Origin of the sequence: Aeromonas sp. S41-2, assembly GCF_027705845.1 — a bacterium.
Classification (GTDB): domain Bacteria; phylum Pseudomonadota; class Gammaproteobacteria; order Enterobacterales; family Aeromonadaceae; genus Aeromonas; species Aeromonas hydrophila.
This window is the reverse complement of the sequence record NZ_JAPDCG010000009.1, coordinates 65,603-78,045: the sequence shown is the minus strand read 5'-3', so window position 1 is coordinate 78,045 and position 12,443 is coordinate 65,603. Positions and strand designations below refer to the sequence as shown.

General features: G+C 57.6%; 15 protein-coding genes. 3 read left to right on the top strand and 12 right to left on the bottom strand.

Annotation, left to right across the window (positions count from 1 at the left end):
- Positions 1 to 13: 13 nt before the first annotated feature.
- The 3 genes from OKC44_RS18165 to OKC44_RS18155 all read right to left on the bottom strand — a co-directional run bounded on the left by OKC44_RS18165 (position 14) and on the right by OKC44_RS18155 (position 2,489).
- Entirely contained in the window at positions 14 to 454 is a 441-nt protein-coding gene (locus OKC44_RS18165; RefSeq protein ID WP_270814495.1) for a DUF2489 domain-containing protein, read from the bottom strand.
- A gap of 11 nt (positions 455 to 465) precedes the next feature.
- On the bottom strand, positions 466 to 1,044 hold the full coding sequence (yihI, locus tag OKC44_RS18160) for a Der GTPase-activating protein YihI (protein ID WP_162516539.1): 579 nt from the start codon (positions 1,042 to 1,044) through the stop codon (positions 466 to 468).
- An 827-nt stretch (positions 1,045 to 1,871) separates the two neighbouring features.
- Positions 1,872 to 2,489, bottom strand: coding sequence for a c-type cytochrome (locus OKC44_RS18155; RefSeq protein ID WP_016349084.1), 618 nt, complete (start codon positions 2,487 to 2,489; stop codon positions 1,872 to 1,874).
- Between the two features lie 142 nt (positions 2,490 to 2,631).
- Between OKC44_RS18155 and yihA the strand changes: the two genes are divergently transcribed.
- Positions 2,632 to 3,282, top strand: a complete 651-nt coding sequence (gene yihA, locus OKC44_RS18150) for a ribosome biogenesis GTP-binding protein YihA/YsxC (RefSeq protein WP_029302461.1) — start codon at positions 2,632 to 2,634, stop codon at positions 3,280 to 3,282.
- A gap of 790 nt (positions 3,283 to 4,072) precedes the next feature.
- Here yihA and OKC44_RS18145 read toward each other — a convergent pair.
- The 9 genes from OKC44_RS18145 to OKC44_RS18105 all read right to left on the bottom strand — a co-directional run bounded on the left by OKC44_RS18145 (position 4,073) and on the right by OKC44_RS18105 (position 10,815).
- A complete protein-coding gene (locus OKC44_RS18145; RefSeq protein ID WP_016349082.1) occupies positions 4,073 to 4,333 on the bottom strand; it encodes a DUF1488 domain-containing protein in 261 nt (86 codons plus the stop codon).
- A complete protein-coding gene (gene aroE, locus OKC44_RS18140; RefSeq protein WP_270814463.1) occupies positions 4,330 to 5,151 on the bottom strand; it encodes a shikimate dehydrogenase in 822 nt (273 codons plus the stop codon). Before aroE ends, OKC44_RS18145 begins: the two co-directional genes overlap by 4 nt.
- Before the next feature lie 103 nt (positions 5,152 to 5,254).
- Complete coding sequence (hemF, locus tag OKC44_RS18135; protein ID WP_270814461.1) at positions 5,255 to 6,163, bottom strand: oxygen-dependent coproporphyrinogen oxidase; 909 nt, start codon at positions 6,161 to 6,163, stop codon at positions 5,255 to 5,257.
- A 94-nt stretch (positions 6,164 to 6,257) separates the two neighbouring features.
- Positions 6,258 to 6,818, bottom strand: a complete 561-nt coding sequence (locus OKC44_RS18130) for a Sua5/YciO/YrdC/YwlC family protein (RefSeq protein WP_042065946.1) — start codon at positions 6,816 to 6,818, stop codon at positions 6,258 to 6,260.
- Positions 6,819 to 6,952: 134 nt separating this feature from the next.
- Positions 6,953 to 7,456 carry a 5-(carboxyamino)imidazole ribonucleotide mutase gene (purE, locus tag OKC44_RS18125; protein ID WP_011704271.1) on the bottom strand — a complete coding sequence of 168 codons (504 nt, stop codon included), beginning with the start codon at positions 7,454 to 7,456 and terminating at the stop codon, positions 6,953 to 6,955.
- A 74-nt stretch (positions 7,457 to 7,530) separates the two neighbouring features.
- Positions 7,531 to 8,088 carry a DNA topoisomerase family protein gene (locus OKC44_RS18120; protein WP_016349077.1) on the bottom strand — a complete coding sequence of 186 codons (558 nt, stop codon included), beginning with the start codon at positions 8,086 to 8,088 and terminating at the stop codon, positions 7,531 to 7,533.
- A gap of 55 nt (positions 8,089 to 8,143) precedes the next feature.
- Complete coding sequence (locus OKC44_RS18115; protein ID WP_202012438.1) at positions 8,144 to 8,617, bottom strand: DUF494 family protein; 474 nt, start codon at positions 8,615 to 8,617, stop codon at positions 8,144 to 8,146.
- Positions 8,610 to 9,725 (bottom strand): DNA-processing protein DprA, encoded by a 1,116-nt coding sequence (gene dprA, locus OKC44_RS18110; RefSeq protein WP_270814455.1) that lies wholly within the window; start codon positions 9,723 to 9,725, stop codon positions 8,610 to 8,612. Before dprA ends, OKC44_RS18115 begins: the two co-directional genes overlap by 8 nt.
- Before the next feature lies 1 nt (position 9,726).
- Complete coding sequence (locus OKC44_RS18105) at positions 9,727 to 10,815, bottom strand: LysM peptidoglycan-binding domain-containing protein (RefSeq protein ID WP_103828399.1); 1,089 nt, start codon at positions 10,813 to 10,815, stop codon at positions 9,727 to 9,729.
- Positions 10,816 to 10,923: 108 nt separating this feature from the next.
- Between OKC44_RS18105 and def the strand changes: the two genes are divergently transcribed.
- Positions 10,924 to 11,436 carry a peptide deformylase gene (gene def / locus OKC44_RS18100; RefSeq protein ID WP_011704266.1) on the top strand — a complete coding sequence of 171 codons (513 nt, stop codon included), beginning with the start codon at positions 10,924 to 10,926 and terminating at the stop codon, positions 11,434 to 11,436.
- Between the two features lie 12 nt (positions 11,437 to 11,448).
- A complete protein-coding gene (gene fmt, locus OKC44_RS18095) occupies positions 11,449 to 12,393 on the top strand; it encodes a methionyl-tRNA formyltransferase (RefSeq protein WP_011704265.1) in 945 nt (314 codons plus the stop codon).
- Positions 12,394 to 12,443: the final 50 nt, after the last annotated feature.

Here is a 12,443-nt window from a genome sequence, read left to right as displayed (position 1 = left end):
TTTTGTTATCGGCTCACCGGCTTAACTGAAAATCCTTCAGTCTGGCCACATCCTCGAGGATCTGCGCCTCCAGCTCGGCCTCATAGCCACTGCGTTCGAGATCCATCTTCATGACTTCATTGCGTTTGAGGGCCCGTCTCGCCTCATGAGTCGGCATCTCCTTCACCTTCTCGTAGAGACCGTACAAACCCGGAAATTCGCCGGCAAAGGCGCGACCGCCCTTCATCTGCAACGCATCCAGCAGATTGGTCAACCGGATGGCGCCCTCGGAGTAGTCGCACTGACCATCCCGTACCGCATGGGCAATCACCCTGACACTCTCGAGGATCCGCTCATTGCGGGCCGCGATAGCCTGCTGCTGGCTGTCGTGCTGGCGCTTGAGACGTGCCAGCAGGGTACCGGCATACCAGGCCAGTCCCAACAAAATCAGGCCGCCCAACAAGGCGGCCAGCATCCATCCACTCATCACTTTTTCTTCGGCTCAGGCTTGGGCTCTGGCTGATAGTCGACCTGGGTGAAACGATCCCACAGCTCCTCTTCGGAGGCTGGCTGGCCCGGCTCGTCAAAGTCAGCCTCATCAAAATCAGCCTCGTCTTCGTCATCATCGGTGTCGATGATGCCAAGCTCGTCCATCAGCTCCTGATAGCGGTCAACCCGCTGATCGACCCAGGCCTGCTCGGCAGCTTCCAGGGTCTCACCGGCATCGAGCCGATCCAGCAGGTCATTCAGGCGATCATCATTCTCTATGGAGGCCAGTTCCTGCTCCGGCGTCATCACCAGCTTCTTCTCTTTGACCTGCTTGGGTGCAACCGGCTTGCTGCTCTTCTCTTCCACGATCAGGGCAACCGGTTTGCGGGAACCGATGCGCGGATCCTTGGCCTGTTTGGTGCCACTCTTCTTGCCGGCCTGCTCGACCTGCTGGCGGGATCCTGCCTTCAAGCCCTTGCGCTTGGCGGCGCGTTTGCGCTCACGGCCTTCCTGGGCACTGGCATCTGATTCTTTGCGCTTACCGGCAGGTTTGCGATTGGGTTGTTTAGCCGACATGAATGAATGACTCCGACAAATAACTGGATTGAAACCCGTTTCCGGTTCGAAAAGGTCCGGAAGAGGATGCTGACACGGGGGACGATGGATTAGAAACAGAGCGGGATCCCGCACCAATCCGGCCATAAATGGCCTTCGAATACCGCAGGATCGGCATCCTCTGGGCATGTTGCTGGTATTTTGACACAGAATGACCAAGCGGGTTAATGACCCAAAAGAAAAAAGGCAGCCGAAGCTGCCTTGATATGTTTATGCGAGTCCCATCCCTGGCTGCAAATCACCCTGTCCGTGGTGATACCTCTGCGCATCATATCTTGTGTATGGTCATCCTGACCTTAATTGGTCGATCCTGAATGTGCGTGTGCTTGCCTGACCCATGCAGACGACGTCCGGTCATCTTCTGGGGTGGTTGCTTCCCGCAGCCCCGTCCTTCCTGAACGGTCACCATCCTGGTCTTTCAATCCATTGCCTGCCACTCGCGTGGCCCTTGGCATCCAGCCTCATCGACATCCTGTCTTCACGACATCCCGGTCGTGAACCGCCGCGTGGGTCATTCCATGCATCCACTGTATCAATTTAATAAAGTGACTCAATCCATCAGGAACGTTTTCAAACGGAGATAAACGACTTATTGTCATTTAACATATTGAAATTAATGAATTACTAAGCATTTTTCTAAAAATATTTAAGCCCTGGCCAGGCTGATGAATGGGAGATCTCTTACAACAATGCGAGAAAAAATTGGCCAAATGGTGTTAAAGGCCAAAAAGAAACGAGGAGCCGGCGGCTCCTCGTCAATATCAATGAGATAATATCATCCGACTTTATCAGTGCAGACCTGCCACATATTTGGACAGTACTTCGATATCCTGATCGGTCAGCTTCTTGGCAACGTCCCGCATCATGCTGTTCGGGTCGTTGTCACGGGCTGCGGCTCGGAAAGCTGTAAGCTGGGCCTTGATGTAGGCAGGATGCTGGCCGGACAGGCTCGGATACTTGGCCTGCTCGACGCCCGAGCCGCGCGGACCATGGCAGGCAGTACAGGCAGCCAGACCACGGCTCATGTCCCCTCCCATGTACAGCGCCTTGCCTGCAGCGACGGCGTCATCGGGTACCGCGAGCGGCGTCACCTTCTGACTGGAGAAGTAGGCTGCCAGGTCTTCCATGTCCTGTTCAGACAGAGGAAGCGCCATCGGCCCCATGATGGGTGCAACCCGGCCAGTTTGACCAGAAGCTGCAGCCTTCAGTTCAACTAACTGCTTTTTGATATATGATGCGTGCTGACCAGCAATCTTGGGGTACATATCGACTAGGCTGTTGCCGTCCGGTCCATGACAAGCCGCGCAAACGGCAGCCTTGGTTTGTCCCGCAGCGGCATCGCCCTTGGCTTGTGCCATCCCCGTTACGCCAACCATCAGAGCAAGAGTAATGACTAGGTTCTTCATGGCGTTCCAACTTCTCGTTATTAGGCTTCCAGATCCCATGCCGCTGAAGGCATGTTAAAATAAACGCGTTTAAGCGACGCCATTTTACACGATTTCACAAAAAAGTAACTCTATAACCCTCTATCTCTATGGGGAATTTACGTTGGATACACAAACTCTGAATTTCAATAAGGTGCATTTTGTGACCAGCGCACCCGACATCCGTCACCTGCCAAATGATGGGGGTGTCGAGATTGCGTTTGCCGGCCGTTCCAACGCCGGTAAGTCATCTGCATTGAATACCTTGACCAAGCACAAGAACCTGGCTCGTACCAGTAAGACGCCGGGACGCACCCAGCTGATCAACCTGTTTGAGCTGGAACCGGGCAAGCGTCTGGTCGACCTGCCGGGCTACGGTTATGCGCAGGTTCCGCTGGAAATGAAGCTCAAGTGGCAAAAGTCGCTGGCGGAATATCTGCAGCGTCGTGAGTCATTGAAAGGTCTGGTGATCCTGATGGACATCCGCCATCCGCTCAAAGATACCGATATGAATATGCTGGAGTGGAGCTCTCACCGCAAACTGCCGGTCATGCTGCTGCTGACCAAGGCCGACAAGCTGAGCCCAGGTCCGCGCAACAATCAGGTCATCAAGGTACGCCAGGCCGTAGCCGAGCTGGGTCCGCAGATCCAGGTGGAAGCCTTCTCTTCCCTGACCCAGATCGGGGTCGAAAAACTGGCACAGACGCTGACTGGCTGGTATCTCGCAGGCGCCGATGAAATGGCTGACGATGAGCAAGCACCGCTCGAGGAGTAAGCTACGTCCTGCATACACCACAACCAAACCCTGCAATTGGCGGAGCAGCTCCTCCGCTGATTGAAAGGCTTTCAGTCTGCTTGCCATAACCCCTCTCGCCAGTGACATCGCCCACTCCCTACGATGAGTTCTTGAAACACTATTTTTATCAATGGGATAAATAGTTAATTCTATATAACAATTAACTTTTCATCCCATTGGCAACGTTTTCAAAAATAGATGCCGGCGGGGGCGTTCCCTCACCAAATAAGTACCAAAGTGAAATTTTATTACAAAGCAGTCAATGGAAAGGATAAAAATGAGGCCAGTTCTGCAAACGCAGTACCGGCCTTAAACAATCAGTTCAAAAATTGGGAAGAAGCTAAATCTTGAGAACAAAGACGACTGGTTTTCCTCAAGAAGCCCCTTCATTCTAACAAACATTCGCCAACATTAAAGCATTTACTCTAAACGCAACCCATAAAAAAACACCCCGATGATGACTCACCGGGGTCGCTATTCAGCCACATTCAATTACGTGAAATAAAAGGTCTGAAAGATAGAACATCTTACCTCTGTACCCTACGTTGCTAACTGTATAGCAAAGCAGCAGAAAGTGAAAGTAATTTATGTAATTAAGTTTCACGAAAAATGAATTACATAAATCATGTTATTTTTCATATAGATAAAAAAATCCCCAGTACGAATACCGGGGAGTTATAAAGGTGACTAGCTAGCACTTCCTCAACTATCTAGTTAGTCAGCACAACTTGGCGCAAGTTCCGCTGCTTTGAGAAAAAACTTGAAAAAATCAGAGGTAGATGGCGCCATCTTCTGCAAACTCTTGTTCCTCAATGAGTTTTTCAGCAATTTCCTCGATGTCAAAACGCACGCTTTCGAAGGCTCGCAAGATGTCTTCCTCTCTGGCGAGGGATAGCCCGGTCATTTTCTCCAGACGCCGGCGACTGATGTAGCAATCCACCAGCGCCCCCATCTGCTGGGCAGGAAAGTGGATCCGCTGTTCGTGCGCTTGCCAGTCGGCCAGCTCGGGAAACAAGATGCCTTGGTTCATAGGGTCCCCAGATTTCGTTTCAGTTCTCTCAATACCTGTTTAGTCCCAGGCCGGATTCCGCGCCACACGGTAAAGGCTTCTGCCGCCTGTTCCACCAGCATACCGAGGCCATCTACGGTCTGGCGAGCCCCCTGCCCTTTGGCCCAGGCGATAAAGGGGGTATCGGTCGCGCCATACATCATGTCGTAGATGGCGATATCGGCATGGATCAGCGCCGGAGGGAGCGGCGGCAGCTCCCCCTGCAGGCTGGCGGAGGTGGAGTTGATGATCAGATCGAAATGGCCGCTCAGCTGTTCATATGTCTGGGCACTGACCGCCCCCAGATCACGAAACTCGGCAGCCAGCTGCTCCGCCCTGGCGTGAGTGCGGTTGGCGATAACCAATGACTCGGGTTGCTCGGCCAGCAGCGGAGCCAGCGCACCGCGCGCCGCGCCACCCGCACCCAGCAGCAGGATCCTGCTGCCGGCCAGTGCTACACCATGCACCTTGAGATCGGCCACCAACCCGGCACCATCGGTGTTGTCACCCAGCAGTACGCCATCATCGGTCAGCTTGATGGTGTTGACGGCCCCCGCCCGCCGGGCCCGAGGGCTCAGTCGATCGACCAGGGCAAATGCCTGCTCCTTGAAGGGGACGGTGACATTGCATCCCTTGCCACCTTGGGCAAAGAAGGCTCTCAGACTGGTGGCGAACTCTTCGACCGCCGGCTCGGCCAGACCATATTCCAGCTCCTGCTGGGTTTGCCTGGCAAACAGGGTATGAATAAAGGGAGATTTGCTGTGGCGCACCGGGTGGCCAAAAACCAGATAACGATCCATCAAAGAGTTCCTTCAGAGGGCAATCTCCCGATTTAACGGGTTTTCGCACTCAGGAACAAGCCGAATATCGGCCAATAAGAAGGGACCATCATGGCCCCTCTGGTCACAACCACTCGCGCGGTTTTAGGTAGTCGCTGTAGAGCAATGCCTCCGGGCTGCCTGCGGACGGCTGCCAGTCATATTCCCAGCGTGCCAGCGGCGGCATCGACATCAGGATCGACTCGGTACGCCCGCCGGTCTGCAAGCCGAACAGGGTGCCACGGTCATACACCAGATTGAACTCCACATAGCGGCCACGACGATAGAGCTGGAATTCCCGCTCCCGTTTGCCATAAGCCAGCCCCTTGCGGCGCTCGACAATCGGCAGGTAGGCATCGAGATAGCCCTTGCCAACCGCCTGCATAAAGGCGAAACAGTCGGCAAACGGCCAGCGATTCAGATCATCGAAGAAGAGGCCGCCGACGCCGCGCGTCTCGTCCCGGTGCTTGAGGAAGAAGTAGCGATCACACCAGGATTTGAACTCGGGATAAATGTCGGTGCCGAACGGCTGACAAAGATCGCGGGAGACCTGATGCCAATGCCGTACGTCCTCTTCGAACGGATAAAACGGGGTGAGATCGAAGCCGCCACCAAACCACCAGATCGGCTCCTCCCCCTCTTTCTCGGCGATGAAGAAGCGCACATTGGCGTGGCTGGTCGGCACATACGGATTATGTGGGTGGATCACCAGCGACACCCCCATAGCCTCAAACCGGCGGCCCGCCAGTTCCGGCCGATGGGCCGTCGCCGAGGCCGGCATGGCGTCGCCATGAACGTGGGAGAAGTTGACCCCTCCCTGCTCGATCACGGCACCGTGACGCAGCACGCGAGTGCGGCCACCGCCACCTCCTTCACGGCGCCAGGCATCTTCCACAAAGTGTCCGACGCCGTCGGCCAGTTCCAGACCACGGCAGATCTCGTCCTGCAACTGCAGCAGGAAGGCCTTGACCTGGGCCACATCCGGTTTGCTCATCTTGTCTCCAGTCAGCCAGGATCGTCGCCTGACCCTATTATTGTGATGTCGCCGGATGGACTAAGCCGATCCGTATTGCCGCTCTTCGAGCGGTTCAAGAGGGGCGGATGATGGCGCCGGTTCTGGCATCCTTGATCTCGGACGGATTGGCCTGCCCCCCCACTTCGCCGGGCAGGATATAGGCCAGCTGACTCGCCAGCAATTCGCCGATGTCCGCCACCTGGCGGGCCGGTTCCTCACCCGTCAGGTTGGCGCTGGTAGAGACCAGCGGTTTGCCAAACGCGCGGCACAAGGCCTGCACCTGCGGATGGGCCGTCACACGCACCGCCAGGGTAGTGAACTGACCGGTCAGCCAGGCCGGGGTATTGCTGCGCGCCGGCATGATCCAGGTGAAGGGACCAGGCCAGCTCGCTTCCACCCGGGCCAGCTGCTCGCTGGTGAGCTGGTCCAGATCGATGTAATCCTGCAACTGAGCCAGATCGGCGGCGATCAGGATCAGTCCCTTCTCCACCGGGCGTTGCTTGATCGCCAGCAGACGGTGTACCGCCGACTCGGAGTCAGGATCACAACCCAGGCCAAATACCGCCTCGGTCGCATAGGCAATCACCCCATCGCGCTGGAGGGCGGCAACTGCAAGTTCAAATTCATTGGGCATAAAAAATGCGACAGCCGGGCTGTCGCCTCATCATTGATTAACATTGAACCTACGAAACGGCGACCCTGGCGCCCCTCCCTCATCGACCTGCGAGAGGCTGATGGCGAACGGGGTGGTGGTTGCCGTCTCGGAGCTTACTTGAGCAGGGCCTGCAAGGCCGCATCCTTGGCCAGTACCTCGTCGGCATTTTTCTGGCGTTCGGCCTGCACCTTGGCCGCCAGTTCATCATCTGCCACTGCCAGCATCTGCGCTGCCAGATAGCCTGCATTCTTGGCGCCGGCCTTGCCGATCGCCACGGTCGCCACCGGCACCCCGCCCGGCATCTGCACGGTGGAAAGCAGCGCATCCAGCCCCTTGAGCGGGCCGCCATCGATGGGCACACCGATCACGGGACGAGTCGTGATACCCGCCACGGCGCCTGCCAGATGAGCGGCGAGACCGGCGGCACAGATAAAGACCTTGCAGCCACGGGCTTCGGCGTCGGTCACATACTGATGAGTCGCAGCCGGTGTACGGTGTGCGGAGGTCACTTTCACTTCTACCGCGATATCGAATGACTTGAGCACCTCGAGGGTGGTCTGCATCACCGGAAAATCAGAATCAGAGCCCATCAATACGGCAACAAAAGGTTTATTCATGGTGGGAATGTCCTTACTCCAAGTGGGGGGTTGAAGTTCGCCGAAAACGTTTCAATTCGCTTGTGGCGGCCGGATTATACCTGCTCGCTCTGGTGGCCGCATTTCTTTTGCGGGCAGATCCAGCGCAGGGCTCCCCTCATCTTTTTCTCCACCATGATACCCCAGCCACATTGCGGGCAAGGCATGGGAACCGGCTTGTCATTCACCACATATTTGCAATGGGGGTAGCCGTCGCAAGAGTAGAACTGCTTGCCATAGCGGGAGGTTCGGCTGATGAGGTGCCCCTTGCCACACTCCGGGCAGAGGATCTGGGTATCATCGCTCTCCTGCAGAGATTCGATGTGCTGGCAGGCTGGATATTGGGTGCAGCCAACAAACAGGCCATAACGCCCCTTCTTGATCGCCAGCGGCTGGCCGCAATCCGGGCAGGCCGAGCCCTCAAGCACCTTCTCGATGTCACGACCGGATGGGGTCAGGGAGCGAATGTAATCACAGGCAGGATAGGCGGAGCAACCGAGGAAGGGACCATGCTTGCCCTGGCGGATCACCAGCTCGGCCCCACACTGCGGGCACGGTTCGCGCTCGAAGGCATGTTCGTGGGCTGAAAAGAGGTGATGATCGATTTTTGACATGGGCCGCGCCTTGAAATCCAGATGACCTGAATTCTACCAGCGCGGCACCGGGCTGTCAGTGGATGACACCGTCTGACTCGTCAAACACCAGCTCTTCCATCTGCTGGTAGGCATTTTCACTGCCCGGTACGTTGAACAGCACCATCATGACTACCCACTTCAGATCGTCCAGCTCGATATCCGGTTTATCAAGCTCGAGCAGGCGCTCGATGCAGATTTCGCGGGTTTCGGCATTGAGTACCTGGGCTTGTTCCAGAAACAGCAGGAAACCGCGGCACTCGGTACTGAGGCGTGTCAGTTCTTGTGGAGCATAGATACGCATGGAGCCTTGCGCGCTGGCGGCCACGTAGACCTCCCGCTCGCTGTCATGCAGGTTGGCCAGTCGCTCCAGCCAGTTGAGCGCCTTCTCGATCTCGTCTTTGTCGAAACCTGCCCGGCTCAGTTCGTCGGTGAGTTCATTCTGCTCGACCATCACATCTGCATCGCTGTGGATGTAGGTCTCGAAAAGGTACATCAATACATCAAACATGATTCGCCCTCCTCGCTCTGACGTATCCACCGGCTACCGCCATCACTGCACCGGCCAGCTCCAGTTCTACCAACCTGCCCAATACTACTTCGACAGGCAGCTGGGACCGCTCGGCAACGGTATCCACGCTCGTGGTCTCATAATCTACGTTATCCAACAAATCGGCATAAGGCAATTCGCTATTATTCGAATGCTCAGACAAGTCAGCCACTTGCTGCCGCAGACCGACAAATCCGGGCAGCTCTTCCACTATATCGGCCGCGCTCAATACAAGTTTGGCCCCCTGCTGGATTAATTTGTTGCAACCCAGTGCCTGCACGTTTTGCGGGGCACCAGGGACGGCAAAGACTTCTCGCCCCTGTTCCAATGCATAACGGGCCGTGATGAGCGAACCGCTCTGCTCGGCCGCCTCTACCACCAGGGTACCCAGCGACAAGCCACTGATGATGCGATTGCGCCGTGGAAAGTGCTCGGCCAGCGGTCCCTTGTCGGGTGCCAGCTCGGAGATAAGCAAGCCGCCTTGCGCCAGGATTTCCATGGCCAACCCCTGATGGCGCTTCGGATAGAGGCAGTCGAGCCCTGAGCCCAGCACGGCCAGGGTAGTCCCCCCTGTCGCCAACGCCTGCTGATGACACACCCCATCGATGCCAAGCGCCAGTCCGGAGGTGATGGCCAGCCCGCAGGCGACCAGCTCACCGCAGAGGCGGGCAGCATTGTCCTTGCCGGCATAGGTCGGATGGCGTGTGCCGACCATCGCCAGCTGAGGAACAGACAGGGCAGCCAGGTCGCCGCGGCAGTAGAGCAACAGCGGGGCGGCAGGGATCTCTTTGAGCAAAGCGGGATAGGCGGGGTCATCCGGACACAGGAGGTGGTTGCCGGGCTCGGCGGCCCAGCTCAGCGCCTGCTCGACAACCGGCTGGGGCCACCTTATCTGCTGGATTTGAGCGCTCTGTAGACCAAGAGCTCGCAAGGTGCCGTCGTCGGCGTCGAACAGGGTGACGATGTCACCGCCAAAATGGGCCAGCAGGCGAGCGGCGGTGACCGGACCTATGCCGGTGACGGCATCCAGCGTCAACCACTGCGCGAGTCGCCCGGATGGAAGATACACGTCAGAAGTTGCTGACCTGATAACCGGTGCTGACCATGTCCTGACTCTGCAGGATCAGGCCATAACTCAGCTTGTCGTACACCTTGAACAGCATGACCCGGGCCACGGCCTCCGATGGCAAAGGTGGCTTGCCGGTCGAATAGAACGCCTTGTCATAGACGGAGGAGTACTCCCGATAGGCGACCTTGCCATTCTTGCTCACCAGCCGGGCACCGGGACGTAGGATCTCCAGCACATCGCCGGGGGCAACCTGATCACGCATGCCCTTGTTGATGAGCACGACGTCGAACTTGCCACCGCCGCGGGCCTTGCTCGGCAAATCGACGATATAGCCGGGCGAGATGACGGGGGCTGCCTTGGGAGTGAACACGGCGGAGAGGCTCTCCTGCGGCGGGAACGGCATCAGCTTGTCCCCCTGATACACCTCGCGCTGGTTGTGACTGAGGGTAACCCGGGTGCGGCCGTCCGGCAGCAGGGCTTCCGCCCTGGCCGTGCCGACGAAGACCGCCTCTTGCCCCAGCTGTTCGCCACTCTTCTTGTCTTTGTAGATGGTCCCCGGATGATAGATGCCATAGTCCTGACCCGGGATCAGCGAGCCCTGTACGTAGAGGGTATCCCCCTCCAGCATGCCGATGTGCGCCTCATCATTGCCCAGCACATAAGGCAGCTGCTTTGCCTGCTGGCTGTCAGCCAGAATATGGTCGGTTTGCAGGAAAGGGCCGATCTCGCTGAGCGGTAGGGTTGGAATGGGGTTGGCCTTGTTCTCGTAACGACTCTTGGGAGAGAGACGAACAACCTGCTTGCCGCCCTGCATCGCCTTGCCAAGGCGCGGTTCGCCGTTGACCCAGCTCAGGTGCAGCACATCGCCCGGGTAGATCCAGTGCGGATTGGCGATCTGCGGGTTGATGTTCCAGAGCCTTGGCCATAGCCAGGGTTCTGCCAGATACTGGCCGGAAATATCCCAGAGGGTATCGCCTTTTTGCACCACATAGGTCTCGGGATAACCCGCTTTCAGTTTCAGCTGGTCGGCCAGCACGCCCTGGCTCAGGGTGGCCAACAGACAGGCGAGGATGGTTTGCTTCAGATACATAACACTCCCTGTTACTTCTGCGCGCAAAGTGTTGCTGTTTTTTGTCGGCGTAAATGACTAGAATTACGCCAATATTGACTGCATTTATACGAAACTAAAGAAAAAACTATGGCCATTCTAGATGTATTGCGTTTCCCCGATGAGCGTCTGCGTACCGTCGCAGCCCCTGTCGAGACCTTTACACCCGAGTTACAACACATTGTAGATGATATGTTCGAAACCATGTACGCGGAGGAAGGCATCGGCCTCGCCGCCACTCAGGTCGACATTCATCAGCGCATCATAGTGATCGATGTCTCTGAAAACCGTGAAGATCCTCTGGTATTGATCAACCCTGAGATCATCGAACAGGCCGGCAGCACCGGCATCGAGGAAGGGTGCCTCTCCGTGCCCGGCAGTCGTGCCCTGGTGCCCCGCGCCGAGTGGGTCAAGGTGCGCGCCCTGGATCGCCACGGCAAGGCATTCGAGCTGGAAGCAGACGATCTGCTCGCCATCTGCATCCAGCATGAGATGGACCATCTGGTCGGCAAGCTGTTTGTGGATTACCTGTCCCCGCTCAAGCGCCAGCGCATTCGCCAGAAGCTGGAAAAGATGGCCCGTGAAGATCGCAAAGTCCTCTGAGGATCTGCCCCATTGAATAAGCTGAAACTGATTTTTGCCGGTACTCCCGACTTCGCCGCCCGTCACCTGGCGGCGTTGTTGTCTTCCGACCACGAGGTCGTCGCCGTTTATACCCAGCCCGACAAGCCTGCCGGCCGCGGCCAGAAGCTCACTGCCAGCCCGGTCAAGGAGTTGGCGTTGGCCCACAATCTGCCGGTCTATCAACCCGCCTCCCTGCGCAAGGAAGAGGCCCAGGCCGAACTGGCCGCCCTTGGCGCCGACCTGATGGTGGTGGTCGCCTACGGCCTGATCCTGCCCAAGGCCGTGCTCGATACCCCACGGCTGGGCTGTATCAACGTGCACGGCTCCCTGCTGCCGCGCTGGCGCGGTGCCGCCCCGATCCAGCGTTCCATCTGGGCGGGCGATGCCGAAACCGGCGTCACCATCATGCAGATGGATGTAGGGCTGGATACCGGCGCCATGATCCGCAAGGTGAGCTGCCCCATCGCCGCCGACGAAACCTCTGCCAGCCTCTATGACAAGCTGGCCGGGCTGGGCCCGCAGGCACTGGTTGATACCGTCAATGCCATGGCTGCTGGCAACACCGCCGCCGAAGCGCAGGACGATGCGCAGGCCAACTACGCCGAGAAGCTCTCCAAGGAAGAAGCCCGCATCGACTGGTCGATGGAAGCCGTCGCCATCGAGCGCTGCACCCGCGCCTTCAACCCCTGGCCCATCAGCTGGTTTGAAGTCGCCGGCCAGACCGTCAAGGTATGGCAGGCCGAGGTCGTCGCACAGGATCACGGCCAGGCGGCCGGTACCCTGCTCAAGGCTGACAAGCAAGGGATCGACATCGCCACCGGCAAGGGCGTGCTGCGCCTGCTGACCCTGCAGCCGCCCGGCAAGAAGGCCATGTCCGTGACGGACCTGCTCAACTCTCGCCGCGACTGGTTTGAACCCGGCACGCAATTGAATTGAACTGAATTGACACAAGGCGGGGCCCAGGCCCCGACTTGCGCATCTAAGGT